This window comes from Bradyrhizobium sp. UFLA05-109 (genome assembly GCF_054185165.1).
The window spans coordinates 16,001-42,730 of the sequence record NZ_JBBIAR010000032.1; the positions used below are offsets into that span (position 1 = coordinate 16,001).

Here is a 26,730-nt window from a genome sequence, read left to right on the forward strand (position 1 = left end):
CAAGGGCCTCGGCACCAACCTTGCCAAGGCGGAAATTGCCCTTCGATGCTTCCCGGCTTCCGCTTCCTGTTTGCCGCGATCCTGTTGTCAACCTCCATCCTGGTGTTCGGCTTAGGGGCCGCCGCGCTGCTGCGGGCGACGCATGAGCAGTTCGTCAGCAATCCGTCCTGGCGAAACGGCCCGCAGGAGCAGGTGTTCGCACAGGCGAGCGAGCCGCCGCAGCCGGTGCTCGCAACGCTGCGCACCGAGCCGCTGCCGCCCTCGACCTCGGTGCGGGATGAAGTCCCGACCATCGGCCTTCCCGAAAGCGGACCTGAGCAGGCTGCCGCACTGACATCCGAGGTGAGCAGCGCGCCGGTCGTGCCGGTCGCCGGGGAAGCCCCCGCGACTGAGGCTCCCTCTCCGCCAGCCGAGGCTCCGGTGACGCAAACTGCGTCGGCCGAGCCAGCGCCCCCAGTCACCGACCCGCTCGCGATCATCGAGGCGGCCCCAACTCCGGCCACAGTAGTCGAGCCGCAGCAGGCCGGAGCGACCGTGCCTCCGCCGTCCGAGGGGACCAGAGAGGTCGCGGCGCTCGCCGATCCAGCGACGGCCGCTCCGCAGGATCCGCCGACGAAAGCCAAGGCCGCGAGCGACACGTCCGACAAGCAGGCCGCCAAGCGGCGCGCGAATAAGAAGCGGCAGCGGATCGTGCGCCGGCCGCTACCGCTGCCAGTGCAGGTGCAGCAGATATTCAGTCCCTTCGCCACGCAGCCGCTGCAGCAATACCGGCAGCCGGCCTACGCGGCGACCACCCGCGCCCGTTGAGCGGGCCTCAGGCCGGCCCGGTCGCGATCACCGGACCGCCCTCCTGGCCCCATTCCGACCATGAGCCGTCATAAAGCGCGGTGTCGGTGATTCCGATCCGGTAAAGCGCGAGCGTCAGCACGCCGGCAGAGACGCCGGAGCCGCAACTCGTCACGATCGGCGCGTCGAGCTTGACGCCCGCGCCGCTGAAGGCCTGCTTGAGATCGGCGAGCGACTTCATTTCGCCGGTCGCGGCATCGAACAATTGGGCATAGGGCACGTTGCGGGCGCCCGGGATGTGGCCGGAGCGGATGCCCGGCCGTGGCTCCGCGGCGCGGCCCTCGAAGCGTTCGGCCGGACGCGCATCGATCACCTGCTCGGCACGGCTTTCGACGTTCGCGATCAACTGCTGCATGCTGCGCACGCGCTTCGGATCATAGCTCGCCTTGAATGTTGCGGGTTTCCGCTTCACCTCGCCGCTCTCGACCGGACGCCCCTCGGCGCGCCACTTCTTCAGGCCGCCGTTGAGGATACGCACGTTGCTGTGGCCGTAGGACAGGAACATCCACCACGCGCGTGGCGCCGCGACCCAGCCGCCGGCATCGTAGATCACGACCGTATCGGCATTGCCGATGCCGAGACTGCCGACGTCGCCGCCGAACTGCTCGGCGCTCGGAAACATGTGCGGCAACGGATTGGCGTGGTCGGATACAGCATCGACATCGAAGAACACCGCGCCCGGCAGATGCGCGGCAAGATAGTCGTCCTTCGGCAGCGGCAGCACGCCCGGCAGCTTGAAGGTGGCGTCGAGCACCTTCACGTTGGCGTCGCCAATGTGGGCGGCGAGCCATTCGGTGGAGACGAGGGGATCGATGGTGGTGGCGTCAGTCATTGATGTAGTCTCCGGCAACTTTCTAGGTCGTCATGGCCGGGCTTGTCCCGGCCATCCACGCCTTGCTTGTGTCGCGAAAGAACGTGGATGCCCGGGACAAGCCCGGGCATGACGTCGTGGCTGATAGCTCGGTCCCAGTCAGGCTTTCTTCTTCGGCTCCCACTTTTCCACCGGGCCGCCGGCGTCGCGCCAGGCAGCATAGCCGCCGGCGATGTGGGCAACGGGCTTGAGGCCCATGTCCTGCGCGGTCTTGGCTGCGAGCGCGGAACGAAGGCCGCCGGCGCAGTGGAAAACGAACTTCTTGTCCTCCTGGAAGATCGGTTTTGCGTAGGGGCTCTGCGGATCGATCCAGAATTCGAGCATGCCGCGGGTGCAGGCAAACGCGCCGGGGATACGGCCGTCGCGCTCGATCTCGCGGGGGTCGCGGATGTCGACGATGACAACGTCGCCGTTCTTGGAGATTTCGATGGCGTCCTTGGCCGACAGCGTTTCGATCTCGGCATTGGCCTCGTCGATCAGCGCCTTGATGCCGCGGGTGATATTTTGGGGCATGTGCTTCTCCCTCTTGTTGTCACGCTCGTCGTTCCGGGGCGATGCATAGCATCGAACCCGGAACCTCGATCAACAATTACGACCTCGAGATTCCGGACTCGCGCTACGCGCGCCCCGGAATGACGGGATGCTAGTGCGTCAACTCCTTCATCGCCCCCTCAAGCCCCTCGATGGTGATCGGGAACATGCGGTTGGCGAAGATGCGGCGAATGATCGTGGTCGATTCCGAATAGTCCCAGTGCTTCTGCTGCACCGGGTTCAGCCACACCGCATGCGGATAGGTGCGGATGATGCGATCGAGCCAGACCGAGCCCGGCTCCTCGTTGACGTGCTCGACCGAGCCGCCCGGCACCATGATCTCATAAGGCGACATCGAGGCGTCGCCGACGAATACGACCTTGTAGTCGTGCGGATATTTATGCAGCACGTCCCAGGTCGGCGTGCGGTCGGTGAAACGCCGCTTGTTCTGCTTCCACACCCCCTCATAGAGGCAGTTGTGGAAGTAGAAATACTCCATGTGCTTGAACTCGCTCTTCGCCGCCGAGAACAATTCCTCGACCTGCTCGATATGCGAATCCATCGAGCCGCCGATGTCGAAGAACACCAGGAGCTTGACTGCGTTGCGCCGCTCGGGGCGCATGACGACGTCGAGATAGCCGTGGTTGGCAGTTTGCTTGATCGTATTGTCGAGATCGAGTTCGTCCGGCGCACCGGTGCGGGCGAACTTGCGCAGGCGGCGCAGCGCGACCTTGATGTTGCGGATGCCGAGCTCGACATTGCCGTCGAGATCCCTGAACTCGCGCTTGTCCCACACTTTCACGGCGCGGTTGTTGCGATTCTTCTCCTGCCCGATGCGCACGCCCTCGGGATTGTAGCCATAGGCACCGAACGGCGAGGTGCCGGCGGTGCCGATCCATTTGCTGCCGCCCTGATGGCGGCCCTTCTGTTCCTCGAGCCGCTTCTTCAGGGTCTCCATGAGCTTGTCCCAGCCCATAGCCTCGATCTGCTTCTTCTCTTCCTCGGTGAGGTATTTCTCGGCGAGCTTCTTCAGCCACTCCTCGGGAATCTCCGCCTTGTCCATGGCGTCGAGCAGGCTTTCCAGTCCCTTGAACACGGTGCCGAAGACGCGGTCGAACTTGTCGAGATTCCGCTCATCCTTCACCAGTGAGGCGCGCGACAGGTAGTAGAAATTCTCGACCGTAAAGTCCGCGAGGTCGGCGTCGAGCGCCTCCATCAGCGTGAGGTATTCGCGCAGCGTCACAGGGACCTGCGCGTCGCGCAATGAGGTGAAGAATTGGAGGAACATGAGTAAGAGATTGCCCGTCGGATTGCTCCCGTCAAGGGGCGAGACGGGTCGCCACGCTCTGGACCGGGAGGCTTTTTGCTCTAGAATTGCTGCAGTTGAGGCTTGGTTTTGGGGATCTTTGCCATGGGAATTGTCGCAGCGCTGATCATCGGAGCGATCGCCGGCTGGCTCGCGGGGAAAATTGTCCACGGGGCGGGATTTGGACTGGTCGGCAACATCGTGGTCGGCATCATCGGCGCGCTGGTTGCGGGCTGGATCCTGCCGCAGCTCGGCATCGGGCTCGCCACCGGCACGTTCGGCTCGATCCTGGACGCTACGATCGGCGCGGTGATTGTGCTGGTCATCCTTTCGCTGATAAGACGGGCCTGAACAGCTTGACCTAATCCGGAACGGCCGCTCGAAGCGGCCGTTCCCATGTTGTGGCGGAGGTACACCTCGCCCGATGATCAACAAGGACGCTCGATGAAGTTTACCGGCACCAAGGACTATGTTGCGACCGACGATCTCAAGGTCGCCGTCAACGCCTCAATCGTGCTGGAGCGACCGCTTTTGGTGAAGGGCGAACCCGGCACCGGCAAGACCGTGCTCGCCGAGGAAGTGGCGAAAGCGTTGAACGCCCCGCTTCTAACCTGGCACATCAAGTCCACCACCAAGGCGCAGCAGGGCCTCTACGAATACGATGCGGTATCGCGCCTGCGCGACAGCCAGCTCGGCGACGCGCGCGTTTCCGACATCAAGAACTACATCAAGCGCGGCAAGCTGTGGGACGCCTTCACCGCCGAGCAGCGCCCGGTGCTGCTGATCGACGAGATCGACAAGGCCGACATCGAGTTTCCGAACGACCTACTGCTCGAGCTCGACCGCATGGAATTCCATGTCTACGAGACCGGCGAGACGATCAAGGCCAAGCAGCGCCCGATCATGATGATCACCTCCAACAACGAGAAGGAGCTGCCGGACGCCTTCCTGCGCCGCTGCTTCTTCCACTACATCAAGTTCCCCGACGCCGAGACCATGGGCCGCATCGTCGACGTCCACTTCCCCGGCATCAAGAAGCGCCTCGTCGAAGAGGCCCTGCGCATCTTCTTCGAGGTGCGCGAGGTGCCCGGTCTGAAGAAGAAGCCCTCGACCTCCGAGCTGCTCGACTGGCTGAAGCTGCTGCTCAACGAGGAGATGACACCGGAGCAACTGCGCGAACGCGACCCGCGCAAACTGATCCCGCCGCTGCACGGCGCCCTGCTCAAGAACGAGCAGGATGTGCACCTGTTCGAGCGGCTGGCATTCTTGAGCCGGCGGGAGGTTTAAGCCCTCCCCAGTTGCAACGGCGCAGCGCCGTTGCTCCAACCACCGTTGTCATTCCCCGCGAAAGCGGGGAATCCAGTACGCCGCGGTCTCTCCGTACCCTCGCGCTGCCTCTGGAATACTGGATCGCCCGCTTTCGCGGGCGATGACGGCGAGGGCGTGGTGCGCGCGTGCTCCAATCTCGTCATTGCGAGGAGCGACGAAGCAATCCAGACTATCTCCGTTTGAACCGGCACGTAGCCGCTCACGACTACAACTGAGCCGGGCCAGCTCGTAGGGTGGGTTAGCGTCAGCGTAACCCACCACTTCCGTAACAGGTGGAAAGCAAAGAGGTGGGTTACGCTTCGCTACCCCACCCTACGAAGCAGCGCCCTCACGCCACCGCTGTTTCCGGCACGTTTGCCGCTTCCATAGGCTTCCTGCCGCGGATCAGGTCGGAGGCGCGGTCGGCGATCATCATCGTGGATGCGTTCAAGTTCGCCGAGATCATGCGCGGCATCACCGAGGCGTCGACGACGCGCAGGCCCTGCAGGCCGTGGACGCGGAGCTGGTCGTCGACCACGGCCCAGGTGGACTCGGCCGGGCCCATGCGGCAGGTGCAGCCGGGGTGGAAGGTGGTGGTGCCGCGCTCGGTGGCGGCGTGCAGGAATTCGTCGTCGCTGTTGACGTTGGGCCCGGGGAAATCCTCATAGGCGTAATAGGGCGAGAGCGGCGCCGACTTCAAAAGCCTGCGCGCGAGCTTCATGCCGCCGACGATGACGCGGCGGTCGAGCTCGGCGTCGAGATAGTTGGTCTGGATGATTGGCGGCGCAAAGGGATCGCTCGAGCGGATGCGCACATGGCCGCGACTTTCGGGACGCTGCTGCCAGGAGGCGACCGTCATGCCGGGCTCGTCCTCGAGCTGGCCCTGCACGCCTTCCTTGTAGCTCGCCGGCGTGAAGGTGAGCTGAAGGTCCGAGCGATCCGGGCTCTCGCCCGAATACCAGAAGCAATAGACCATGGTCGGCGACAGCGAGAGGAGGCCGCGGCGTGCGGTGGCCCATTTCATCGCCTCGACCCAGAGACGCCAGCCGCGGCGGAGCTCATTGATGGTCTTGATGTCCTTCACCCGCGCCACCGTGCGCGGCGCATAATGATCCTGCAGGCCTTCGCCGACCGGCCGCGCATGACGCACGGCGATGCCGTGCTGTTGCAAGAGATCTGGCGAGCCGACGCCGGAGAGCTGGAGGAGCTGCGGCGAGTTGTAGGCGCCGCCCGACAGGATCACTTCCTTGTTGGCGCGCACCTCGACCGGCGTGCCGCCCCGGCCGCCCTTGCTATAGCGTACGCCGACGGCGCGCTTACCCTCGAAGATGATCTCGGTCGCGTGCGCATGCGTGTGCACATGCAGATTGGACCGCTTCATCGCGGGCTTGAGGAACGCAGTCACACCGGAGACGCGCAGGCCCTTCTCGATGGTGCGCTGGCAATAGGAAACGCCTTCCTGCTTGGCGCCGTTGTAATCGGGATTGCGCGGGATGCCGAGCGACACGGCGCCGTCCATGAAGGCTTCGCAGAGCGGATCACGCCACTCCATGGTGGTGACGGTGAGGCTGCCATCGCGGCCGCGATAAAGCGCCTCGCCCTCGCCGACCCGCTTCTCCAGCCGCTTGAAATATGGCAGCACATCGGCATAGCTCCAGCCGCGATTGCCCATCTGCGCCCAGGTGTCGAAATCGAGATTCTGGCCGCGGTTGTAGATGTGACCGTTGATCGAGGACGAGCCGCCGAGCGTCTTGCCGCGAGGCGCGTAGATGCTGCGGCCGCCGGTCCAGGGCCCTACCTCCTGCTCGTAGGCCCAGTTGATGCTCTTCATGTGGAAGGTCTTGATGAAGCCCGCCGGCAGATGGATGTAGGGATGCCAGTCGCTCGGGCCCGCCTCGAGCACACACACGCTGGTGTTGGAGTCTTCGCTGAGCCGGTTCGCGAGCACGCAGCCGGCGGAGCCGGCGCCGACGATTACATAATCAAATCTGTCCATCTTGCCTCGAACCGCCTCAGCGCGGCTTGTCGTTGAGTTGATAGGTCAAATGCGCCTTCACCGTCGGCCATTCAGCTGCGGTGATGCTGTAGACCACGGTGTCGCGCAGCGTGCCGTTCGGCGCCACCTGATGGCTGCGCAAGATGCCGTCCTGCTTGGCCCCTAACCGCTCGATGGCACGCCGGCTCTGGTGATTGAAGAAGTGCGTGCGGAATTCCACCGCAATGCAGTTGAGCTGCTCGAAGGCATGGGTCAGCAACAGCAGCTTGCACTGCGTGTTGAGCGGGCCGCGCTGCGCGCTCTTGGCGTACCAGGTCGAGCCGATCTCGACGCGGCGGTTGGTCGCATCGATGTTCATGTAGGTGGTCTGGCCGACGATCTTGCCCTCGGCGTCGAACACGGTGAAAGGCAGCATGGAGCCCGCGGCCTGGAGGCCAAGGCGCCGGTCGATTTCCTTCGCCATGTTCTCAGGCTTGGGGATCGCGGTGTACCAGAGCTTCTGGAGTTCGCCGTCCTTCACGGCCTCCACCAAGGCGTCGCGATGCTGATGCGACAGCGGCTCGAGCCGCGCATGCTCGCCGCGGAGGGTGATTGGATCAGGCCAGGGCATTGATGGTGTCTCCTTCGTCATTGCGAGCAACGAAGCGACGAAGCAATCCAGGCTGCAAGCCCTCATCCTGAGGAGCGCGGAACGCGCGTCTCGAAGGATGAGGCCCGGCCGGTGGCCTCGCCCTTCGAGACGCGCGCCGATGGCGCGCTCCTCAGGGTGAGGGTCTTCTGGATTACTTCGCTTCGTTCGCAATAACGACTTGTCTCACTTATTCAGAAAATTCAACGGCAATCCGCCGCGCGGCCAGTCCATGGCGATCAGCTCACCCTTGCCCGACAGCGTGATGTAGGCGGTCTTGAGCTCGGGGCCACCGAAGGCGATGTTGGTCGTGACGCGGTCGCCGGTCGGGACCTGCTCGACCAGCCTGCCATCCGGCGCGATCACCGAGATGCAACCTGAGACCAGCGTTGCAACGCAGACATTGCCGTTGGCCTCGACCGCAAGCGAGTCGAACATCTGATAGCCGCCGAGGCCCGCGATCGGCTTGCCGCGCTCGCCGCGATAGATCACTTCGCGCGGCTTCAGGCTGCCGGGCGCTGCGAGCTCATAGGCCCAGAGCCGCGCGGTCGGCGTCTCCGCGATGTAGACGGTGTTCTCATCCGGCGACAGGCCGATGCCGTTCGCCGGCAGCACGCCGTGCACGACCTCGACGATCTCCTGCATCCCGGGCTTGAGATAATACATCCCGCCGACATCCATGTCGCGCGCACGACGCTTTCCGAGGTCGGAGAACCACAGGCCGCCATGCCGGTCGAAGACGAGATCATTGGGACCGCGCAGGTCATGCTCGCCGCATTTGGTCACGACCGTCTCGACCTTGCCCGATTGCAGATCGACGCGCTGGATCGAGCCACCGAGATAATCGTCGGGCTGCGGGCCCGGCATGATCATTTTGCCGGTCGGGATCCAGGAGAAGCCGCCATTGTTGCAGACGTAGATCTTGCCGTCGGGGCCGAGCGCCGCGCCGTTCGGTCCGCCCGGCATTTTTGCGACGATCTCTTTCCGTCCGTCGGGATAAACGCGCGTGAGCCGTGCCCCGCGGATCTCCACCAGTACGACCGAGCCGTCCGGCATCACCACCGGGCCTTCCGGAAACTCGAGATCGGTGGCGAGAACGCGGATGCTGGACATCGGAAACCTCCCGGCTTTTTATCGCGTCGCCGGGATGTCCGATGGCGGTCCGGCACGCAGGTTTGCGTGCCGTTATGACAAAGGCGCTTCCGTTTGCCAAGCAAGCGGCCGGGTATGCCAGCGTTGCGCAGCCCTACTCCTTCACCGGCACCCAAATCTCGAAGCCGCCATTGCCTGTCTTGGGATCGAACTTTTCGTCATAGCGTTCGAAATTCGGCGCGTCCGCGGCCTTCAGGCTCGATGCCGGCAGCCACTGATTCCAGATCGTGTTGACGGTTCGGCGGATCGAGGCGACGTGGTCGGTGTGAGTGAACACCGCGTAGCGCTGTTCGGGAATCCGGATGCGTCCGAAGCGCCGCGGCAGGTCAGAGAAATCGGAGACCTCGACGCCGGCGATATAGTCGAAATTGCCGGCATCGTCGCCGTTGCAGCAGACGCCATAGGCGACTTGACCTTTCCCTTGCGCCACTTGCGCTGGAATGTCGGCGACCTCCTGATGGAAGCGATGCCACAGGCCCGGGATGGCGGCGCCGTTGTCACAGGAGATGCGCTCAGCGATGCCTGCGACGAGGAACGCCTTGGCGGTTTCGAAACGAGGCGGTGCGAGATTGTCGAGCATGGTTGAGTCCATGAGGATCGGCTCCTGAAGCTTGAGGTGTTTGACGCACGTCGCCGCCCTGACCGCTTCGGGTGTCACGCCGAAATGGTCGCGGAACGCGCGGGTGAAGGCTTCGTGAGATCCGTAGTCCGCATCCAGCGCCAGCGACAAAATGTCCGGCGCACCGCGCGCCAAGTTACGCGCGGCCTCGGTGAGCCGCCGCGCCCGCACGTATCGCATCACCGGAAAGCCGGTCGCCGCGGCAAACGCCCGCACCATATGGAAGCGTGACACGCCACCGATCTCGGCGATCTCGTCGAGCGTCAGCGGCTCGGCGAGATGGCTTTCGATGAACCAGAGTGCACGCTGGGCTGGGTTCATGAACTAGAGGTCCTCGTTCGAAGCGCGGCGATGCTGCACCTCGCCGCTGCACCGCGCTTGATCGGCATTGCTGTCGCACACGTACGGTTTCGTAGGGTGGGTTAGCCGAAGGCGTAACCCACCACGCCACTGGCGAGATAAGCGGTGGGTTACGCTTCGCTAACCCACCCTACTTGTCCTTCGTTTCCTTCGCCGCTGGCGCGTCCTGCTTCTTCTTCAAATCCTCCGCGGTCTTCGTCTGTGCGGCCTGGAGATCGCCGAGCGTCTTCTGCAAGCCCACCACCGTCGCTTTCAACGCGTCGATCTGGCGATTGGCGGCGTCGATCTTCTGCTGGTGATCCAGGGTGAGCTTGGTCATCGTCTTCTGAAGAAAGTCGACATTGCTTTGCAGGCAGCTCGTCCGCCGCTCCCAGGTTTTCTCGACCGTACAGATTTCGATGCCGGGAACATCCTGCGCCCGAATGTGTTCCGTTGACATCATCACGAGCAGCGATATCGCGACACATAGCAAAGCATTCCGGCCCGGCATGCAGGTTCCTCACGATAACGTCGATCACGGCAAATTGCGCAGACGGTACGCGGCCGCGCAACGATACCATACTGGCACCGCATTCTGGCGTTGAGCTTGGGCGGTTCCTCGATATGGAGGAATAACGACGGACGCGGAGGAGTGGGGCGGCTCTGTTCGCGTTCTTTTTGAGGGGAGATTATTTAGAATGGCAACGCGCGAAAGACGTCTGGCCGAATTCAATGGCGAGGGAGAACCCCCGTCGGGGATGCCGGTCGAAGTGCTTTGCGAAGATCATAGTGGAACCTACCAGCTGCCCTTTGCCTGCCGCTACGTCGGCGGGCGCTGGCAAAACCACGAAGCAGGCATCGCCGTCGAGGCGACCGTGATCGGTTGGCGCCTGCCGCGAGTGAAACAGACGGGTGCCGTGTAGAAACAGGCCGACCTGTCTCAAAATGCGACGGAGCCTGGCCGGATTTTAAGGTATGGAACGCTGACCGAACGAATCGCGTCCGAATCAGCCGCCGGGCTCCGTTTTCGACCTGTTCACCCCTAAATGTCGGCGCAGCGCCGCACCGACGCACCAGATCAAGGAAAGTCGCGCACGGGCAAAGCCCCGTGGCCGGCGGCAAAGGTTAATAGCGCCCCTCAAGCAGGCAGCCCCCGAAAGGGTGCCTAATATTCGACCTCAAGCTCCTCGATCTCCGCCGGCTCCGCCTTGGCGGCCGCAATCCATTCCTGTATCTCGTCCATGCCCATGATGGTGTCGGCATAGGCCTTGAGCCGCGGCTCGAGCCTGACGTCATAGGTTACAAAGCGCGTCACGACGGGCGCGTACATCGCGTCCGCCATGGTGCGCTTATCGCCGAACAGGTACGGACCGCCGGACTTTTCCAGGCAGTCGCGCCAGATCGCCCAGACACGGTCGATGTCGGCCTGCGCCCGCGACCAGATCTTGAAGCCGGGGAAATGCCCCTTGAGGTTCACGGGCAGCGAGGCGCGCAGTGTAGTGAAGCCAGAATGGATTTCACCGCAGATCGAGCGGCAATGGGCGCGCTGGATGCGCTCGGCCGGCAACAGCGCGGCGGCCGGCATGATCTCGTTGAGATACTCCCCGATCGATAGCGTGTCCCAGATGGTGGCGCCCTCGTGCCGCAGGCACGGCACCAGGATCGAGGACGACAGCAGCAGGATCTCGGCACGCGCGGACGGGTCGTCCGGCGCGGTGACGATCTCCTCGAAATCGAGCCCAGAGAATTTCGTCAACAGCCAGCCGCGCAGCGACCAGGACGAGTAGTTCTTGCTGCTGATGGTCAGTGTCGCCTTCGCCATATGGCCCTTCCCTCGCGCCTGAATTCCTGACGCAGCCGTCCCGTTATGCGCGGTGCCCAGTGTTTGTGCTTCCCCGTATTCCACAGCAAGTGACATGCCAGTTCTCAGAGCGAATTGACTCGAATCTGGCGTCGATATTGCATGATGGCCTGGGGTCGGGGTGGGCGTTTCAGTATGATGTCGATGTACTATCAGGCCTTTCAGAACCATATGGATCTGACGGAGCCATGGCGGGCCGGGGCTTCGTCTGCCCTGAAATATCTCAACCTGGTGCCGCAGGGGATGTCAGGTGCCGTAGTCGGCCGCCTGTCGGCTGCGCTGGAGCTGATCTCACGCTCCACCATCACCTACGACCGCCCGGCCTATGGCATCGACAGCGTGATGGTGGGAAATCGCGAGGTCGGCGTCCGGGAGGAGATCGCCTACGCAACGCCATTCGGCTCGCTGCTGCATTTCAAAAAGGACGATGGCCCCGAGCAGCCACGCATGCTGCTGGTGGCGCCGATGTCCGGCCATTTCGCTACTCTCCTGCGCGCCACCGTGAAGACGCTGCTTCAGGACCACGACGTCTACATCACGGACTGGCACAATCCGCGCGACATCCCGCGCAGCAAAGGCCGCTTTGGCCTTGACGACTACACCGAGCACCTCATCGACTTCCTCGCTCGGCTCGGCCCGCGCCCGCATATGGTCGCGATCTGCCAGCCCTCGGTGCCCGCCCTCGCGGCCGCCGCGGTCATGTGCGAGGACAATCATCCGTCGCGGCCAGCGACGCTGACGCTGATGGCCGGCCCCATCGATACGCGGGTGCAGCCGACCAAGGTCAACGAGTTCGCCAAGAGCAAGCCGATCACCTGGTTCGAGCGCAATCTGATCAACTACGTGCCGATGCAGTGCCGCGGCGCTTTCCGCAAGGTCTATCCGGGCTTCGTGCAGCTCACGGCCTTCGTCTCGATGAATCTCGAGCGCCACATCAAGCAGCATCTCGACCTCGCCAATCACATCGCCAAAGGCGAGAAGGAAAAGGCGGCGAGCATCAAGACTTTCTACGACGAATATTTCGCGGTGATGGATCTGCCCGCAGAGTTCTACATCGAGACCGTACGCGACGTCTTCCAGGAGCACCTGCTGCCGCTCGGCAAGATGACCTATCGCGGGCGGGTGGTGAAGCCGAAGGCGGTCAGCCGCATGGGTCTGATGACGGTCGAGGGCGAGAAGGACGACATCTGCTCGATCGGCCAGACGCTCGCAGCGCAGGATCTCTGCACCGGCGTGCGCGCCTACCGCCGCGTCCATCACATGCAGGCCGGCGTCGGCCATTACGGCGTGTTCTCGGGCAAGCGCTGGAATAACGAGATCTATCCGCTGCTGCGGGATTTCGTGCACGTAAATTCGTGAGCCGGTTGCACTTCTCCCCGACCTGGACCGCGCGAAACGCAGTCCGGGCGCTGCGTCGGCCGTGCTGTCCCCGGATTACGTAGCGATGCATCTGCGCTACAATCCCGACGGGAATCTTCCTTTCTGGGGAAAGTCGACCGCTTGGCCTGCTCGAAAATTGACCGGCGACGGCCGGAAGCGGAGTCTGCTGCCCATTTTGGCCCGCGAGCACGTCAGCGGCCAGCATCCGTCCGCTTTTACGGCAGAGTATGAGCGCATGAGACTGAGGCGGCTTCTGATCCTCGCGATGGTCGCGCAGGCCACGGTGACAGCCGTTGCCCTGCTTGCGTCCGACGTCATGACCGGTATCGCAAGCCTGCGGGCGTTCGGTGCGGCCCAACTGCTCGCCCTGCTGGCAAGCAACCTCATTGCCCCGCTACTCGCGCTCGGCTGCGCACGCGTGATCGAGAGATCGCAGACCAAGCGCACCGCGGCGCTGGATGCGGATCGGGCCGAGACGAGACGGGCGCTTGCGGACAGCGCGCGGCAAACGCAGGCGGTGATCCGGACCGCGCTCGACGCCTTCGTGCAGACCGATGAAGACGGTGTCGTCGTTGCCTGGAGCCCGCAGGCCGAAGCGCTGTCGGGATGGACGCGAACCGAGGCGGTCGGCGCCGACGTCGTCGAGCTGGTGGTGCCGGGGCCGCTCCGCGCCGCCTTCAGACAGCGTATGAAGCGACGCTTGAGCGAATTGTCGGAAACCCCGACCGGCATGCGCTTCGAAGCGGTCATGGTCCACAAGAGCGGCGACGAGATCCTGATCGAGGCGTCGAGCACCGGCTTGCGTCTCGGCGACCGCACCATCGTCAATACCTTTGCAAGGGACGTCACCCAGAAGCGCGTCGCCGAGGAGCAGCTCATCCAGGCCCAGAAGATGGAGGCGGTCGGCCAGCTCACCGGCGGCATCGCACACGAATTCAACAACATGCTCACCGTCATCACGGGGACGATCGAGATCCTCGCCGATGCCGTCAAGGACGACCCGCACCTTTCGACCATCACCAAGCTGATCAGCGAGGCGGCCGACCGCGGCGCGGCGCTGACCTCGAGCCTGCTCTCCTTCGCAAGGAAGCAGGCGCTGCAACCGACCGAGATCGACGTCAACGACCTGCTCGAAGAAACCACTCGACTCTTGCGCGCGACGTTCGACAAGCAGATCGAGATCACCACCAGGTTCGATCGCGAGGTCTGGCCTGCGCTGGTCGACCGCGGACAGCTCAGCTCGGCGCTGCTCAACCTCGCGATCAATGCCCGCGACGCGATGCCAGCGGGCGGCAAACTCACGCTGAGAACGCGCAACGTCGTGCTCGGCGTGCGCGAAGCCGCAACGGTCGGCGTCGGCTATGCCGGCGACTATGTCGAGATCGAGGTCACCGATACCGGCACCGGCATTCCGCAATCCATCCTCGACCGAATCTTCGATCCGTTCTTCTCGACCAAGGAGGTCGGCAAGGGAACGGGGCTCGGGCTCAGCATGGTGTTCGGCTTCGCCAAGCAGTCCGGCGGCAGCATCAAGGTCGCTTCCGAGGAAGGGCGTGGCACCACGTTCAAAATCTACCTTCCAAAGGCCGCCACACGCGTGCGTCATCCTGCCGGCGAGGACGCGCGCAAGGTGCCGGGCGGTCACGAGACCATCCTCTGCGTCGAGGACGACCGCGACGTGCGCAACTACGTCACGGTCCAGCTTGAGGACCTGGGCTACAAGGTCATTGCCGCCGCCAATGCTGCCGAAGCGCTCGCGATCGCAGCCAAAGGCGCGCAATTCGACCTGCTGTTCACCGACATCGTGATGGCCGGCGACACGAACGGACGGCAGCTCGCCGAACAGATGGTGGCCTCGCGGCCGTCCTTGCGCGTCCTCTTCACCTCAGGCTACGCCTACGACTCGCTCCATACGCAGGGACGCGCGGGGCAAGGCGCGCCGCTTCTGACAAAACCCTACCGCAAGGCCGAGCTGGCGCGCATGCTGCGCCGCTGCCTCGACACGGCTGTGGATTCCGTCGGCGATCCGATCCCGACGCCCTATTCCGTCGAGGCCGAGCGCGATCGCTTCCTGCGCAAGCAGGCGTCCGATGACCCCACGCGAGATTGAGGTATGGATCGACAGACCAAGGCCACGCTGTGGGTCGCCTTCATCGTGATCGCGTCGTATTTCGCCTGGTTCTATCTCGACTGCGCGATGGATGAGGCCTGCCATTTCGTCTGCGAAGCCAACAGCCGCCGCGGCTGTCACACGCAATGGACGTCGGATACGGGCAAGCCCTAACAACAGGCCGCTCTGATCATCGCATCACGGCGACGCGCTGCAATCCTGCTCGGCCGGCAGCTCGTCGCCGTTGGGGTCGCCCGGCGCCGTCGCCCAGGCGAGCTCGACGAGCGTCACGATTCTTCGCCCGGCACCGTCGAGCTGGCAGACGATGAGGCCCTGCTCCTCGATATAGGTGAGAAGACGCTGGGCGCGGCGCAGCGAGTGCGAACCATAGGCGCGGGCGATCGCGGCATCGCCCGGGCACGGCCAGCCCTCCTTGGCCGCGCGGGCGATCATCATGAAGACGCCCTGCATGTCCTCCGGCAGGATGGAGGCGCGAAGCGAAACGTCCTGCCAGGCATCGTCCTCCGCGATATCGGTCGCAAGGCCGGCGCGGGCGCGCGTCAGCATGCGGCGGAATTCGCTGAGGTCCGGTGCGACCGGACCGAGACCTTCGATGCGGCAGCGGACCACGAACTCCTGATAGAGCACGCCGATGGCGCGGAAGCCGGCATCGGGCTCGGCCAGGATGGCGCGCAGGATACGATCCAGGCGTTCACGCCGCTCCGCCAGCTCCTCGGCGCTCGGCTGCTGCTCCACCGGGTCAGGGCGGATCTCCGGCGCCGCCGACTTCGCCGCCATGAGCTGGCCGAGCAGGTCCGGCGCCGGCCGGCGCTGTGGCCTGTTCGCCTCGGGCGGCGGGGCGGCAAGGATGATGGCGCGCGCGTCCTCCAAAGTCGCTTCCGGCAGCGGCAGGAGCCGCGGGGTCGCGTTGCGCGGCTTTGTCTCGGTCGCGCCGATGCGCAAGCCGAGGGGACGGCGGGAGAGCGCCGGGCCGAGCGCCATGAACTGTCCACGCTCCAGGTCGCGGAACGCGTCGGCCTGTCGCCGCTCCATCCCCAACAGATCGGCAGCGCGCGCCATGTCGATGTCGAGGAAGGTGCGGCCCATGAGGAAATTCGACGCCTCGGCTGCGACGTTCTTGGCGAGCTTTGCCAGCCGCTGGGTGGCGATGACGCCGGCGAGCCCGCGCTTGCGGCCACGGCACATCAGGTTGGTCATGGCGCCGAGCGAGAGCTTTCGCGCCTCGTCCGACACTTCGCCTGCGACAGCCGGCGCGAACAGCTGCGCCTCATCCACCACCACAAGCATCGGGTACCAATGGTCGCGCTCGACCTCGAACATGCCGCCGAGGAAGGCGGCGGCGCGCCGCATCTGATTCTCCGCGTCAAGCCCCTCGAGATTGAGCACTGTGGAGACGCGATGGATGCGCGCGCGCTCGCCGGCGACCTGAAGGCCCCGCTCGGTGTGATCCTCCGCCTGGATCACGAGGTGGCCGAACTGTTCCGCCAGCGTAACGAAGTCGCCTTCGGGATCGAGAATCGCCTGCTGCACCCATCGCGCGCTCTGCTCCAGGAGCCGGCGCAAGAGATGGGATTTGCCCGAGCCGGAATTTCCCTGCACCAGAAGGCGAGTCGCCAGCAGTTCCTCGAGGTCCAGGGTCGCCGGGGCACCAGCCGTCGTGTGCCCCATCTCGATCGCAACGGTCATGTCCCGACTCAAGCCCTTCCTTCGCGGAGGAGGGGCTTATCAAGCTGATGGGGAGACGTCGAGCGGCGCATGGGCGATCACGCCGTATTCCACTGCAGGCTTGCAACTCGCGAGCCCGATCCTGTCATGCCCGGTAGGAGCTACTGACACGCAACATCGAAAATCGGCTGCCAACACGCGCTTATCGGAAACCACATCTTTGCGAACGCGCCAGCCGGAGCTAGGCTGGCTGACGCTAGGCGCAAGGCTAGCGCAGGGCGGCTTCCTTGAAAGGATCGTGTGTTTTGATCGGCTTGTTCGCAGCAGGTTCGCTTACTCCGGCGTTCGGTCAGTCTCAGCAACTGGTCACCGAAGAAGCGATGGTGAAGACCGGCGATCCCGGCATCGACGTCTATGTCCGCAACAAGCGGCCGGCGAACATGACCTCGTTCAGACCGGAGCAGACCGTCGTGTACGTTCACGGCGCGACGTATCCTTCGGAAACCGCGTTCGATCTCAAGCTCGATGGCATGTCCTGGATGGAGTACATCGCCTCGCGCGGTTATGACGTGTGGCTGCTCGACGTGCGGGGCTACGGAAAGTCCAGCCGGCCTGCGGAGATGGCCGACAAACCCGAAGCCAATGATCCGATCGTGACCGGGGGGACCGCGGTCAAGGACATCGGCACGGTCGTCGATTATGTTCTCGAACGCCGAAACCTCACTAAGCTCAACCTGCTGGGGTGGTCGTGGGGGACGACATTGATGGCGACCTACACGACGCAGAACCCGTCAAAAGTCGAACGCCTCGTGCTCTATGGGCCCGTCTGGATCAGGCAGACGGCATCTTTGGTTCAGGCCGGCCCCGGCAGGCTCGGCGCATACCGGACGACGACGCGCGAGCAGGCAAAGCAACGCTGGTACACGGGCGTGCCGGAGGACAAGAAGGGATCCCTGATTCCAGCGGGGTGGTTCGACGCATGGGCCGATGCGACTTTCGCGACGGACCTGGTGGGAGCCGCGATGAACCCGCCCGTCCTGCGCGCGCCCAACGGTGTCGTTCAGGATAACCAGCGATTCTTCGGAGCCGGAAAGCCGTACTACGATCCCGCGAAGATCACGGTGCCGACGCTACTCATCCACGCCGAGTGGGACCAGGACACGCCGCCCTATATGGCCCAGACGCTATTTCCCCTAATGGTCAATTCGCCGGGCAAGCGCTACGTCCAGCTTGCTGAAGGCACGCACAGCATCCTCATGGAAAAGAACCGGCTAAAGCTCTTTGAGGCAATTCAGGCTTCCCTGGACGAAGGTCGCAAGGATTAGGCGAGCCGGTTGCGATCGGGACACAGCGCCATTGGAAGCGCGCGAAGTAATTGAGCGCGGTTCGCATTGCGCGCCCTACTTCACGGCCTTCGCGAGCACGAGATTGACCGTGTGCGCAGCAATCTTGCGAAGCTGGGTTTCGTCACCGAAGGCGCGTTCGAGCACGGCCAATCCGCGCGTCACGGTGACAATGTGGAGTGCGGCAACCTCGGGAGCTCCGCTGAATTCGCCTCGCACAGCGCCCTCCGACAAAGCGTCCTGAACGAGACCGGTGATGCCGGACATCAGATCCGCGAACGCCCGCCGCGCATCCTCGTCCAGCCCCTCGCCTTCGTCCGATGCCAGCTCCATCAGGCCCCGCGTGGTCGGACATCCCCGGGGCGGCGAGCCGGACCGGAAATTCCTGATCGTCAGATCGAAAAATGCGGTCAGGCGCTTTCGCAGAGCTCCCGAGCCGAGCACCTTTTGAACTGCGCTGAGATACTCGCCCGCATAGCGCTCATAGGCGGCAAGAAACAGCGCTTCCTTACTGCCGAAGGCGTTGTAGAGACTGCCGCGCTGGACACCCGCGTCGCGCGCGATGTCCGAGAGCGACGTTCCACGCACCCCTTTGCGCCAGAACTGGTCAAACGCGACGCGCAGCACGTCGTCGTGGTCGAACTCGCGCGGCCTCATGTGTTCATCTCACTCCGGGGCAAAAAATATTTGACAGGACGTCAAGAACGTGACCTTAATTCTAGACACCGCGTCAAAAACCTAATGGGGTCGATCGTTGATTCCGTCAAGGAGGATCGCACCGTGCCGCTCGCTCACATCTCGCTGCGCAAGGGAAAGCCGGACGCCTACCGGAAGGCGATCTTCGATAGCCTTTACCGCGCGATGCGCGAAGCGCTCGGCGTTCCCGAGGACGACCAGTTCATGACCATCACGGAGCATGAGCCGGCGAACTTCCGCTACGGTGCTTCCTGCTTCGGCATTGCCCGCAGCGAGGACGTCGTCTACATCCAGATCACCGTGTTCAGCACTCGCACGGCGGAGCAGAAGATGGCGCTGTTCAAGCGGACCGCAGAGCTGCTCGGCGAAAGTCCCGGCATCGGTGCGGAAAACGTGTTCATCAACGTACTCGAGGCGGCGAAAGAAAATTGGTCCGTCGGCCACGGCCTCGCGCAATTCGTGTGAGGTGATGAGCTCGCGTCAGCTCAGCCGGCGCCTGAGGGTCGCCGAGGGCGTCTCGCCGAATTTTTCGCGATACGCACCGGCCATGCGGCTCAAATGCGTGAAGCCGAGATCGAAGGCGGCATCGGTGATCGAGCAATCTGGCGCGCCCCGCGACAGACGCGCGTGAAGCGCGGCAAGGCGCATGTCGAGCAGCATCTCGGAAATCGACAGGCCGAAATGCCGACGGAAGCCGAGTTGGAGCGCCCGGATACCGATGCCGGAGACGCAGGCGAGCTCTGCGAGGTCGAGCGGCTCGGTCGCCTTGGCCGCAAGGCAATCGCGCGCGACGCGGAGCGCGCGAGGCAGCCGTTCGGCCTGCCCTGAGAAGGTACGGATGGCGTGGGACAGGCCATGTTGCTGGCCATTGAGGAGCAGATCGAGCAGCGTCTCGCGCCAGTCGGCGATTGCGATCGCGGACAACCGGCCGGCCGGCCCCAGCCGTTCGGCGAGCGTCATCAGCTGGTCGAGCGTGGCCCAGAGACTACGCGCTGCTTCGGCATTGAGATCGATCGCCGGATCGAACTCGACCGTGCCGGCAGCGCGCCCCGACAGCGCGGCGGCACGCTGCTCGACCAGACGGCGGTCGAGCAGCAGGATGAGTTGTGCGCAATTCTCCCACACCATCCGGGTCGGCACCGTCGGTGACAAGAGCGAGGCAGTCGATGCGGGCGCGGTTTCCAGATCGCGCGCGCCGGCGCGGATCCGCGACGATCCGTGAAGCGGAATCTGCACCAGGAAGAAGCGCTCGAGGCAGCCTGGATCGATCGTGACCGAGCCGCCATAAGCGACATAGTTGATGGAAAAGCCGTCAAAGGCCGCGCAATTGTGCTGGGCATAGAAGCCCGGCGCCCTTGCCTGAAGCGGCTCAAGTTGATGCGGACAGAAGATGCGCCCGATCTGGTCGGCCGCCTCGTCGACCGCAGTGGTCGCGACGCGGGCGAAGGCCGCGAGCCTTTCGGCTCGGGACCCGGACGCGCCCATTTCCAGCTCGGCTGCGGACATCGTCGACCACGCTAGGCGTCACGAATTATTTTAAGCCTATAATAGTTGCGCAGGTTCGAAAAGAGCCGCGTCGCAAAAACGTCGTGCTGCAGGGCAGCAGATTCGTTTAGCGGATAGACAGCCCCTCGCCCCGGACGGATGCTCCCTCCCGCCGGTCTTTTGATGGAGGGAGCCATGACTGCACTCGAAAAAGGCATTACTGCAAGCGGCACGGGTTTTGGCGGCAAGAGCTGGAACATCTTGGGCCAGCTTTATTTCCCCAAGGCCATCTGCGACTCCACGTTCGCGTTCGAGACCAACAGCGAGCCCGGCCAGTTCGTGCCGGTGCACATCCATCCCACCCAGGACGAGTTCATCCTGGTGCAGGAAGGCGTGCTCGACCTCAAGCTCGACGGCCAATGGACGAAAGCGAAAGCCGGCGATCTCGTGCGCATGCCGCGCGGCATCCCGCACGGCTATTTCAACAAGTCGGACAAGCCGGCGCGTGCGATGTTCTGGGTCTCGCCGATGCAGAAGCTGGAAGCGCTGTTCAACATGCTGCACAACCTGACCGATCCGGCCGAAGTCGTGCGCATCTCGGCGCAGCACGAGGTGGACTTTCTGCCGCCCGAGGCCAACGACTAGACGGAACGCCTCGCCGTCCAATTCACGTCCGTCGCAAGCCCAGCGGCCGCGCTTTGCGGCCGAACGGGACCTGCTGCGCGCAACACATCACTCATTGCGAGTAAAGCCATGGTCAGCCCCAAGCATGTCTGCGTGATCGGCGCCGGCGTCTCCGGCCTCGCCGCCGCAAAAGCCTTCTCCGCCCGCGGTCACAAGGTCACCATCATCGAGCGCAGCGCCGATCTCGGCGGTGTCTGGGAGCCGGCGCGCTCCTATCCGGAGGTGCAGACGCAGAGTCCGAAGGATCTCTATCGTTACACCGACCGTGCCATGCCGGAGGCCTATCCGGAATGGCCAACGGGACCGCAGGTGCACGCCTATCTCAACGACTACGCCAAAAGCTACGGTCTCAACCGGATGCTTCGCCTCAACACGAAGGTCGCAGGCATGGAGCGGCGCAACGACGGCAAGACCGGCTGGACGCTCGCGCTGTCGGACAAAAGTGGCGCGACGACGAAGGAAGATTTCGATTTCGTCGCGGTCTGCACCGGTCAGTTCAACGAGCCGCGCGAGCTAAGCCTTCCCGGTGAAGAGACTTTCAAGGCGCAGGGCGGGCAGATCCTGCATTCCTCCAAATACAACGATCACTCGATCGCCAAAGACCGCCGCGTCGTTGTACTCGGCGGCTCGAAATCGGCAACCGACATCGCGGTGAACGCGGTGAAGGCCGGCGCACGCGAGGTCACGATCGTGTTCCGCGAGCCGGTGTGGCGCATCCCCTATTTCATCGGCGGACTCGTCAACTTCAAGCGCATCCTCTACATCCGCACCCAGGAGCAGATGTTTCAGGGGTGGGGCGCGAGCGCGCTGGCGCGCATCGCGTATCGCGTCACAGCGCCCTTGGTGTGGGCGAACTGGCGCGGGCTCGAGAGCCTTTTGAAGGCGCAGCTCAAGCTGAAGCAATGCAAGATGGTGCCGAAAGAGCGGATCGAGGACGGCGTCAACTGCTCGGTGCCGATCGCAACGCCGGGCTTTTACCCGATGGTCGCTGATGGCCGCATCAAAGCCGTGTTCGGCACCTTCGACCACTACGAGGGCAACACCATCGTGATGAGCGGCGGCGAGCGCGTCGCGGCCGACGTCGCCGTGCTTGCGATCGGCTACAAGCTCGGCGTGCCGTTCCTGCCCGAGGCTTATCAGTCAAAACTGGTCGATGCCGACGGCCAGTACCGGCTCTATCGCCTGATCGCCAATCCTGATCTGCCCGACATGGGCTTCGTCGGCTTCAACTCGTCGTTCTGCACCGTGCTCTGCGCCGACCTCGCCGCCAACTGGCTGGTGCGCTTCGCCGACGGCCAGCTCGCGAACCAGCCGACCGCGCAAGCGATGCGCGACAACATCGAGATGATGCTGCACTTCAAGCGCGTCGAGCGTCCGGCCGCCGGCGTCTATGGCGGCCTGTGCGTTGCGCCTTACCACTATCGGCATTTCGACGAGCTGATCGCCGACATCGGCGCGAAGGAACAGAAGCGCAATGGCCTCGCGGAGCGCTTCCTGCCGCCCGATGCGGATGCCTATGCGAGATATCTCGCTTCGGCGCCGGACTACCGGGCGGCGGCGTGAGCAGCGTCGGATTTGGGCAGCACCGTCTCCAGATCCGAGTAGATGACATCCGCCGTGCGTTGATAGTGTTGCTGGAGCAGGGCGACAGCTTCATCGGTCTTGCGGTCGAGCACCGCCTGAAGGATCTGCACATGCTCGGTGCCCACCTTGCGGACCGGATAGGCCTTTGCGATCGACATCATGCGGTAGCGATAGAGCCGGTCGGCAAGCTGCTCGCAGAAGCCGAGCAGCGGGCGCGAGCCGCAGAGCCCGATCAACGTCGCGTGGAAGGCGCGGTGCGCTTTCTCCCAATCCGGATTGTCCTCGAACTTGTCAGGGTCGAGCGAGCGCGGCGTGCGGTCGAGCCGGTGATGCGTAACCAGGAGCGACTCCTCCCAGGCCTGGGTCGCGTTCTGCATGGACTCGCGAAGTGCGAGGCCCTCGATCCAGCAACGCGTCTTGGTCAGCTCCTGCAGTTCATCCTTGCTGACCGGCTTCACGTAGAAGCCGCGCTGCTCCATGCCGACGACGAACTCCTCCGAGGTCAGGCGGTTGAGCGCCTCGCGGAGCGGAGTCTGCCCGACATTGTAGTGCTCCATCAGGAAGCGCGACTGCAGCTTGCGTCCGGGCGCAAGACGCGTGGTCAGGATGTCGGCCTTGAGGCGCGCATAGATGCTCGTCGCCAGCGTCGCCGGCTGCTCCATCTTTTGGCTCGACAGGTCAGAGCTCATGAGAGTCACACTGATTCATCGCCATTTTTTGTACATCACCGGGCATTGCACCATAATTTATAAATTTGTTCTTTACGATCGTTTTTCTATATATTACTAGCTCGTCGACAACAACAGGCTCGATGGCTGATCCGGCGGCTCCGCCCTCGGCCTTTGACGACGAGGAAGCCCGATGTCCGATTTTCCGGTGGCGGCCTTGCGCAGCGTCGAGATCACGACGCCTCGCCTAAGTGCCTCGGCCGATTTCTACCAGAAGGTCTGGGCGCTCGATTTCGCCGCGGAAGCTGGCGGCACGATCTATCTTGCCGCCACCGGTGCGGACTTCCACGTGCTCGAACTGACGCAAGGCGAGCGCGAAGCGCTGCGCAAGGTCAGCTTTCGCGTGCGCTCGCGCGAGGATCTCGATCGCCTGTTCGCCCGCGCGCGCGAGGCCAAATGCGAGATCATCACGCCGCCCGGCCCCTCGCTTGCGCCGTCGGGCGGCGCGCATTTCGCGATCCGCGAGCCGCAGGGCTGCTGCATGGAGTTCGTCCATGGCGATCGCACCAAGGCGGCGCGCGTGATCGCTGACCGGCCCGAGCGGCTCGCGCATGTCAACATCAACAGCGCCGACATCGACAAGCTGTCGAGCTTCTACCAGGAAGTTCTCGGCTTTCGCCTGACGGACCGCTCGAAGCTGATGGCGTTCCTGTGCTGCAATAGCGATCACCACGCCGTCGTCCTTGCAGAAGCAAAGGTCAACGGTCTCAACCACATCGCCTTCCTGATGCCAGACCTGGAGTCGGTGATGCGCGGCTCCGGCCGCTTGGTTGATCACGGTTTTCCGATCGGCTGGGGGCTCGGCCGGCATGGGCCCGGCGATAACGTGTTCGCCTATTTCGTCGATCCGACCGGCGTCGTGATCGAATACACGGCTGAAGTGCTCCAGGTCGACGACAGCTACCGCGCCAAAGGACCCGCCGAATGGGTCTGGCCGCCGGGACGCTCCGATCAATGGGGCATCGCGCCGCCCAAGAGCGAGGCCTGCAAGACGGCGCAGCTCTCCGTGCCGTTCGACGCGGGTCGGCGCGCATGACGATGTCTTCAGCCAACACCGACTACGATGTGCTCGTCGTCGGCTTCGGGCCGACTGGCGCTGTCGCAAGCGCCCTGCTCGGCCAGTTCGGCCATCGCACGCTGGTCATCGACCGGCTTACCGATATCTACGACAAGCCGCGCGCGATCGCGCTCGATCACGAGATTTTCCGTCACTTCGACAATATGGGCATCGCGGACGCGATCTCGCCTTACGTCGAGCCGTTCACGGCGTCCGAGCATTTTGGCGCCGACGGCCAGTTGATCCGGCGCATCGACATGGTCGCAAAGCCCTACCCGCTCGGCTACACGCCGAGCATGGTGTTCAGCCAGCCGCCCGTGGAAGCGGAGCTCCGCCGTCACGCTTTGAGCTTTGCCTGCGTCCGAGCCGAACTCGGCGTCGAGCTGGTCGATCTCGTGCAGCGGCCAGAACGCGTCGAAGCCAAGCTGAAAGACGCGGGTGGACAGTTGCGAACGGTGACGGCGCGTTATGTGCTGGGCTGCGATGGCGCCTCGAGTACGGTGCGGCAGATCGCTGATATTGCGCTCGAAGACCTGATCTTCGACGAGCCCTGGCTCGTGGTCGACGTGCGCGTCAATCAAGGCGCTCTGGCAAAGCTGCCGCAAAACTCCGCACAGTTCTGCAATCCGGCGCGGCCCGTGAGCTTCCTGATCGGGCCCAAAAACCATCGTCGCTGGGAAATCATGCTGTTGCCGGGCGAGGACCCGCGGCAGATGGAGCGGCCGGAGAACGTCTGGTCGTTGCTCTCGCCCTGGCTCGCACCTGGCGACGGCGAGTTGTGGCGCGCGGCATCCTATCGCTTCCATGCCCTCGTCGCCGCCAACTGGCGCAACAAGCGCATCATCATTGCCGGCGACGCCGCGCATCAGCAGCCGCCCTTCATCGGCCAGGGCATGTGTCAGGGGCTTCGCGATGCGACCAACATCGTGTGGAAGCTCGATCGCGTGCTCAAGCGTACCTCGCCCGGGACGCTGCTCGACAGCTATACAACCGAACGCAAGCAGCACGTCATCGATCTGACCGGCAAGATCAAGGCGATCGGTCAGTCGATCTGCGAACGCGATCCGGCCGCTGCACGACGTCGCGACGCGCTAATTTTGGCCGATGGCGGCGGTAAACCACTCGCGCTGACGCGGCAGGAGATCATCCCGCCGCTGCGCGCAGGCTTTCTGTCGGCGCAGGACGTCGCGGCACGCGGTAGCCTGTTTCCGCAGCCGGCGATCGTGAGCGAAAGCGAACCTCGTCTGCTCGATAAGGTCACTGGTCCCGGCTTGCGCGTGTTCATCGACGGCCGCCGCAGCGACGCGTCCTCGCTCGCTGCACTCTGTGCGACATATCCCGATTTGCCCGCAACGGCCATCGCACCGGCCGGCACCGACAAGCCGGGCACGCTCGAAGAGATCGACGGCGTGCTCGCCCGCTGGTTCGACCGTCACGGCGTCGTTGCCGCGATCGTGCGGCCTGACCATTACGTGTTCGGCACCGCGCGCAACGCGTCCGAGTTCGACGACCTCCTCCGGGACATCAGCTCGCGCTTGCACGGCAATCACAATACGGACATGAGAATGGAGAAGACCACATGAAACTCGCAACCGTTGCGATCGACGGACTCACGACCTGGGGCGTCGTCGAGGGGGACAACTTTTTCGATGTCGGGGCCGTGCTCGCGTCGCGCTATGCCGATCTCCGGGCGGCCATCGCGGGTGCCCTCGCCGGCGTTGCGGATGCCAAGTCGAAGGCGGCGGCTACGCAGCTTGCGAAGCTCGTCTGGCTACCCGTCGTACCCAACCCGGACAAGATTCTCTGTGTCGGCCTGAACTACGAGACACACCGGAAGGAAACCGGTCGTGCCGAGGTCGAGCACCCAACGATCTTCTCGCGCTATTCCAACAGCCAGACCGGGCATCTGAAGCCGATCATCCGGCCGCGCGTCTCGACCGATCTCGACTTCGAGGGCGAGCTTGCGGTCATCATCGGCAAGGCCGGGCGCTACATCTCCCGCAGCGAGGCAATGGGCCACGTGGCCGGCTATGCCTGCTACAACGACGGCAGCATCCGCGATTTCCAGCGCCACACCCACCAGTTCACGCCGGGCAAGAATTTTCCGGACACCGGCGCGTTCGGCCCGTGGATGATGACGCCCGACGAGCTCGGCGAGCTCGCCGAGCTGAAGCTCACCACCCGCCTCAACGGGCAGGTCGTGCAGGAGACGCAGATCAAGCACATGATCTTCGATATCGCGCGCCAGATCGAATATTGCTCGACCTTCACGCGGCTCGAGCCGGGCGACGTCATCGTCAGCGGCACGCCGGGTGGCGTCGGCGCCAAGCGCAATCCGCCGCTGTGGATGAAGCCGGGCGACGTCGTCGAGGTCGAGATCGACAAACTCGCCGTGCTGCGCAACCCGATCGTCGACGAGGCGCGGTGAGCAATCCGCTCGCCAGGAGCTGCCTGCAACGGCCGCGGCGAAGCCCAGGCGGCTTCGCCCGCGCGCCGGCGCGCTCCTGAAGTCAAAACAGA

The 26,730-nt window shown here is 64.0% G+C and carries 27 protein-coding genes; 14 read left to right on the plus strand and 13 right to left on the minus strand.

Annotation, left to right across the window (positions count from 1 at the left end):
- Positions 1-45 precede the first annotated feature (45 nt).
- Positions 46-807 carry a hypothetical protein gene (locus tag Q3C01_RS23240; protein WP_458147632.1) on the plus strand — a complete coding sequence of 254 codons (762 nt, stop codon included), beginning with the start codon at positions 46-48 and terminating at the stop codon, positions 805-807.
- Between the two features lie 7 nt (positions 808-814).
- On the opposite strand, the gene sseA is transcribed toward Q3C01_RS23240, so the two are convergent.
- The 3 genes from sseA to Q3C01_RS23255 form a co-directional block, all read right to left on the minus strand.
- Complete coding sequence (gene sseA, locus Q3C01_RS23245; protein WP_458147633.1) at positions 815-1,678, minus strand: 3-mercaptopyruvate sulfurtransferase; 864 nt, start codon at positions 1,676-1,678, stop codon at positions 815-817.
- 138 nt (positions 1,679-1,816) lie between these two features.
- On the minus strand, positions 1,817-2,230 hold the full coding sequence (locus tag Q3C01_RS23250; protein ID WP_458147634.1) for a rhodanese-like domain-containing protein: 414 nt from the start codon (positions 2,228-2,230) through the stop codon (positions 1,817-1,819).
- Between the two features lie 130 nt (positions 2,231-2,360).
- Entirely contained in the window at positions 2,361-3,536 is a 1,176-nt protein-coding gene (locus tag Q3C01_RS23255) for a vWA domain-containing protein (RefSeq protein WP_458147635.1), read from the minus strand.
- Positions 3,537-3,659: 123 nt separating this feature from the next.
- Here Q3C01_RS23255 and Q3C01_RS23260 point away from each other — a divergent pair, with 123 nt between their 5' ends.
- Complete coding sequence (locus Q3C01_RS23260) at positions 3,660-3,905, plus strand: GlsB/YeaQ/YmgE family stress response membrane protein (protein ID WP_458147636.1); 246 nt, start codon at positions 3,660-3,662, stop codon at positions 3,903-3,905.
- Positions 3,906-3,998: 93 nt separating this feature from the next.
- Complete coding sequence (locus tag Q3C01_RS23265; protein WP_027522430.1) at positions 3,999-4,841, plus strand: AAA family ATPase; 843 nt, start codon at positions 3,999-4,001, stop codon at positions 4,839-4,841.
- Positions 4,842-5,211: 370 nt separating this feature from the next.
- On the opposite strand, the gene Q3C01_RS23270 is transcribed toward Q3C01_RS23265, so the two are convergent.
- From Q3C01_RS23270 to Q3C01_RS23290, 5 genes are all read right to left on the minus strand, one after another.
- The gene (locus tag Q3C01_RS23270; RefSeq protein WP_458147637.1) at positions 5,212-6,858 is read right to left on the minus strand and encodes a GMC family oxidoreductase; all 1,647 of its coding nucleotides are present in this window, start codon (positions 6,856-6,858) and stop codon (positions 5,212-5,214) included.
- A gap of 16 nt (positions 6,859-6,874) precedes the next feature.
- The gene (locus Q3C01_RS23275; RefSeq protein WP_458147638.1) at positions 6,875-7,468 is read right to left on the minus strand and encodes a GNAT family N-acetyltransferase; all 594 of its coding nucleotides are present in this window, start codon (positions 7,466-7,468) and stop codon (positions 6,875-6,877) included.
- A gap of 204 nt (positions 7,469-7,672) precedes the next feature.
- Positions 7,673-8,599 (minus strand): SMP-30/gluconolactonase/LRE family protein, encoded by a 927-nt coding sequence (locus tag Q3C01_RS23280; RefSeq protein ID WP_458147639.1) that lies wholly within the window; start codon positions 8,597-8,599, stop codon positions 7,673-7,675.
- A gap of 133 nt (positions 8,600-8,732) precedes the next feature.
- On the minus strand, positions 8,733-9,578 hold the full coding sequence (locus Q3C01_RS23285; RefSeq protein ID WP_458147640.1) for an AraC family transcriptional regulator: 846 nt from the start codon (positions 9,576-9,578) through the stop codon (positions 8,733-8,735).
- A 169-nt stretch (positions 9,579-9,747) separates the two neighbouring features.
- The gene (locus tag Q3C01_RS23290) at positions 9,748-10,107 is read right to left on the minus strand and encodes a hypothetical protein (RefSeq protein ID WP_458147641.1); all 360 of its coding nucleotides are present in this window, start codon (positions 10,105-10,107) and stop codon (positions 9,748-9,750) included.
- 187 nt (positions 10,108-10,294) lie between these two features.
- On the opposite strand from Q3C01_RS23290, the gene Q3C01_RS23295 reads away from it, so the two are divergent.
- On the plus strand, positions 10,295-10,519 hold the full coding sequence (locus Q3C01_RS23295) for a hypothetical protein (RefSeq protein ID WP_449383108.1): 225 nt from the start codon (positions 10,295-10,297) through the stop codon (positions 10,517-10,519).
- A gap of 242 nt (positions 10,520-10,761) precedes the next feature.
- Here Q3C01_RS23295 and Q3C01_RS23300 read toward each other — a convergent pair whose 3' ends face one another.
- A complete protein-coding gene (locus Q3C01_RS23300) occupies positions 10,762-11,418 on the minus strand; it encodes a glutathione S-transferase family protein (protein WP_458147642.1) in 657 nt (218 codons plus the stop codon).
- A gap of 174 nt (positions 11,419-11,592) precedes the next feature.
- Between Q3C01_RS23300 and Q3C01_RS23305 the strand changes: the two genes are divergently transcribed.
- The 3 genes from Q3C01_RS23305 (at position 11,593) to Q3C01_RS23315 (ending at position 15,121) form a co-directional block, all read left to right on the plus strand.
- Entirely contained in the window at positions 11,593-12,816 is a 1,224-nt protein-coding gene (locus Q3C01_RS23305) for a polyhydroxyalkanoate depolymerase (RefSeq protein ID WP_458147643.1), read from the plus strand.
- A 256-nt stretch (positions 12,817-13,072) separates the two neighbouring features.
- Positions 13,073-14,947, plus strand: a complete 1,875-nt coding sequence (locus tag Q3C01_RS23310) for an ATP-binding protein (RefSeq protein WP_458147644.1) — start codon at positions 13,073-13,075, stop codon at positions 14,945-14,947.
- A 3-nt stretch (positions 14,948-14,950) separates the two neighbouring features.
- The gene (locus Q3C01_RS23315) at positions 14,951-15,121 is read left to right on the plus strand and encodes a hypothetical protein (RefSeq protein ID WP_458147645.1); all 171 of its coding nucleotides are present in this window, start codon (positions 14,951-14,953) and stop codon (positions 15,119-15,121) included.
- 24 nt (positions 15,122-15,145) lie between these two features.
- Here the strand turns inward: Q3C01_RS23315 and Q3C01_RS23320 are convergent, their stop codons facing one another.
- Entirely contained in the window at positions 15,146-16,654 is a 1,509-nt protein-coding gene (locus Q3C01_RS23320; RefSeq protein WP_458147646.1) for a helicase HerA domain-containing protein, read from the minus strand.
- Positions 16,655-16,938: 284 nt separating this feature from the next.
- On the opposite strand from Q3C01_RS23320, the gene Q3C01_RS23325 reads away from it, so the two are divergent.
- On the plus strand, positions 16,939-17,958 hold the full coding sequence (locus Q3C01_RS23325; protein ID WP_458147647.1) for an alpha/beta hydrolase: 1,020 nt from the start codon (positions 16,939-16,941) through the stop codon (positions 17,956-17,958).
- A gap of 75 nt (positions 17,959-18,033) precedes the next feature.
- On the opposite strand, the gene Q3C01_RS23330 is transcribed toward Q3C01_RS23325, so the two are convergent.
- Positions 18,034-18,633 carry a TetR/AcrR family transcriptional regulator gene (locus tag Q3C01_RS23330; RefSeq protein ID WP_458147648.1) on the minus strand — a complete coding sequence of 200 codons (600 nt, stop codon included), beginning with the start codon at positions 18,631-18,633 and terminating at the stop codon, positions 18,034-18,036.
- Between the two features lie 123 nt (positions 18,634-18,756).
- Here Q3C01_RS23330 and Q3C01_RS23335 point away from each other — a divergent pair, with 123 nt between their 5' ends.
- The gene (locus Q3C01_RS23335; RefSeq protein ID WP_458147699.1) at positions 18,757-19,137 is read left to right on the plus strand and encodes a tautomerase family protein; all 381 of its coding nucleotides are present in this window, start codon (positions 18,757-18,759) and stop codon (positions 19,135-19,137) included.
- Positions 19,138-19,152: 15 nt separating this feature from the next.
- Here Q3C01_RS23335 and Q3C01_RS23340 read toward each other — a convergent pair whose 3' ends face one another.
- Positions 19,153-20,178, minus strand: coding sequence for an AraC family transcriptional regulator (locus Q3C01_RS23340; RefSeq protein WP_458147649.1), 1,026 nt, complete (start codon positions 20,176-20,178; stop codon positions 19,153-19,155).
- 174 nt (positions 20,179-20,352) lie between these two features.
- Between Q3C01_RS23340 and Q3C01_RS23345 the strand changes: the two genes are divergently transcribed.
- Complete coding sequence (locus tag Q3C01_RS23345; RefSeq protein WP_449383116.1) at positions 20,353-20,802, plus strand: cupin domain-containing protein; 450 nt, start codon at positions 20,353-20,355, stop codon at positions 20,800-20,802.
- 108 nt (positions 20,803-20,910) lie between these two features.
- Complete coding sequence (locus Q3C01_RS23350; protein ID WP_458147650.1) at positions 20,911-22,404, plus strand: flavin-containing monooxygenase; 1,494 nt, start codon at positions 20,911-20,913, stop codon at positions 22,402-22,404.
- On the opposite strand, the gene Q3C01_RS23355 is transcribed toward Q3C01_RS23350, so the two are convergent.
- A complete protein-coding gene (locus tag Q3C01_RS23355) occupies positions 22,386-23,114 on the minus strand; it encodes a GntR family transcriptional regulator (RefSeq protein ID WP_458147651.1) in 729 nt (242 codons plus the stop codon). The two genes, Q3C01_RS23350 and Q3C01_RS23355, sit on opposite strands and share 19 nt — an antisense overlap.
- A gap of 172 nt (positions 23,115-23,286) precedes the next feature.
- Between Q3C01_RS23355 and Q3C01_RS23360 the strand changes: the two genes are divergently transcribed.
- The 3 genes from Q3C01_RS23360 to Q3C01_RS23370 are packed head-to-tail and all read left to right on the plus strand — an operon-like array spanning position 23,287 to position 26,638.
- Positions 23,287-24,189 (plus strand): VOC family protein, encoded by a 903-nt coding sequence (locus Q3C01_RS23360; RefSeq protein WP_458147652.1) that lies wholly within the window; start codon positions 23,287-23,289, stop codon positions 24,187-24,189.
- Positions 24,186-25,793 carry a bifunctional 3-(3-hydroxy-phenyl)propionate/3-hydroxycinnamic acid hydroxylase gene (locus Q3C01_RS23365; RefSeq protein WP_458147653.1) on the plus strand — a complete coding sequence of 536 codons (1,608 nt, stop codon included), beginning with the start codon at positions 24,186-24,188 and terminating at the stop codon, positions 25,791-25,793. Before Q3C01_RS23360 ends, Q3C01_RS23365 begins: the two co-directional genes overlap by 4 nt.
- Positions 25,790-26,638 carry a fumarylacetoacetate hydrolase family protein gene (locus tag Q3C01_RS23370; protein ID WP_458147654.1) on the plus strand — a complete coding sequence of 283 codons (849 nt, stop codon included), beginning with the start codon at positions 25,790-25,792 and terminating at the stop codon, positions 26,636-26,638. Before Q3C01_RS23365 ends, Q3C01_RS23370 begins: the two co-directional genes overlap by 4 nt.
- Positions 26,639-26,730 lie beyond the last annotated feature (92 nt).

Coding starts and splice junctions, on each gene's coding strand:
- Q3C01_RS23285 (WP_458147640.1), bottom strand. CDS start 9,578: ATGAACCCAGCCCAGCGTGCACTCTGGTTCATCGAAAGCCATCTCGCC.
- Q3C01_RS23260 (WP_458147636.1), top strand. CDS start 3,660: ATGGGAATTGTCGCAGCGCTGATCATCGGAGCGATCGCCGGCTGGCTC.
- Q3C01_RS23320 (WP_458147646.1), bottom strand. CDS start 16,654: ATGACCGTTGCGATCGAGATGGGGCACACGACGGCTGGTGCCCCGGCG.
- Q3C01_RS23350 (WP_458147650.1), top strand. CDS start 20,911: ATGGTCAGCCCCAAGCATGTCTGCGTGATCGGCGCCGGCGTCTCCGGC.
- Q3C01_RS23365 (WP_458147653.1), top strand. CDS start 24,186: ATGACGATGTCTTCAGCCAACACCGACTACGATGTGCTCGTCGTCGGC.
- Q3C01_RS23305 (WP_458147643.1), top strand. CDS start 11,593: ATGATGTCGATGTACTATCAGGCCTTTCAGAACCATATGGATCTGACG.
- Q3C01_RS23360 (WP_458147652.1), top strand. CDS start 23,287: ATGTCCGATTTTCCGGTGGCGGCCTTGCGCAGCGTCGAGATCACGACG.
- Q3C01_RS23290 (WP_458147641.1), bottom strand. CDS start 10,107: ATGCCGGGCCGGAATGCTTTGCTATGTGTCGCGATATCGCTGCTCGTG.
- Q3C01_RS23250 (WP_458147634.1), bottom strand. CDS start 2,230: ATGCCCCAAAATATCACCCGCGGCATCAAGGCGCTGATCGACGAGGCC.
- Q3C01_RS23300 (WP_458147642.1), bottom strand. CDS start 11,418: ATGGCGAAGGCGACACTGACCATCAGCAGCAAGAACTACTCGTCCTGG.
- Q3C01_RS23275 (WP_458147638.1), bottom strand. CDS start 7,468: ATGCCCTGGCCTGATCCAATCACCCTCCGCGGCGAGCATGCGCGGCTC.
- Q3C01_RS23280 (WP_458147639.1), bottom strand. CDS start 8,599: ATGTCCAGCATCCGCGTTCTCGCCACCGATCTCGAGTTTCCGGAAGGC.
- Q3C01_RS23345 (WP_449383116.1), top strand. CDS start 20,353: ATGACTGCACTCGAAAAAGGCATTACTGCAAGCGGCACGGGTTTTGGC.
- Q3C01_RS23310 (WP_458147644.1), top strand. CDS start 13,073: ATGAGACTGAGGCGGCTTCTGATCCTCGCGATGGTCGCGCAGGCCACG.
- Q3C01_RS23370 (WP_458147654.1), top strand. CDS start 25,790: ATGAAACTCGCAACCGTTGCGATCGACGGACTCACGACCTGGGGCGTC.
- sseA (WP_458147633.1), bottom strand. CDS start 1,678: ATGACTGACGCCACCACCATCGATCCCCTCGTCTCCACCGAATGGCTC.
- Q3C01_RS23295 (WP_449383108.1), top strand. CDS start 10,295: ATGGCAACGCGCGAAAGACGTCTGGCCGAATTCAATGGCGAGGGAGAA.
- Q3C01_RS23240 (WP_458147632.1), top strand. CDS start 46: ATGCTTCCCGGCTTCCGCTTCCTGTTTGCCGCGATCCTGTTGTCAACC.
- Q3C01_RS23355 (WP_458147651.1), bottom strand. CDS start 23,114: ATGAGCTCTGACCTGTCGAGCCAAAAGATGGAGCAGCCGGCGACGCTG.
- Q3C01_RS23270 (WP_458147637.1), bottom strand. CDS start 6,858: ATGGACAGATTTGATTATGTAATCGTCGGCGCCGGCTCCGCCGGCTGC.
- Q3C01_RS23255 (WP_458147635.1), bottom strand. CDS start 3,536: ATGTTCCTCCAATTCTTCACCTCATTGCGCGACGCGCAGGTCCCTGTG.
- Q3C01_RS23330 (WP_458147648.1), bottom strand. CDS start 18,633: ATGAGGCCGCGCGAGTTCGACCACGACGACGTGCTGCGCGTCGCGTTT.
- Q3C01_RS23340 (WP_458147649.1), bottom strand. CDS start 20,178: ATGTCCGCAGCCGAGCTGGAAATGGGCGCGTCCGGGTCCCGAGCCGAA.
- Q3C01_RS23315 (WP_458147645.1), top strand. CDS start 14,951: ATGGATCGACAGACCAAGGCCACGCTGTGGGTCGCCTTCATCGTGATC.
- Q3C01_RS23265 (WP_027522430.1), top strand. CDS start 3,999: ATGAAGTTTACCGGCACCAAGGACTATGTTGCGACCGACGATCTCAAG.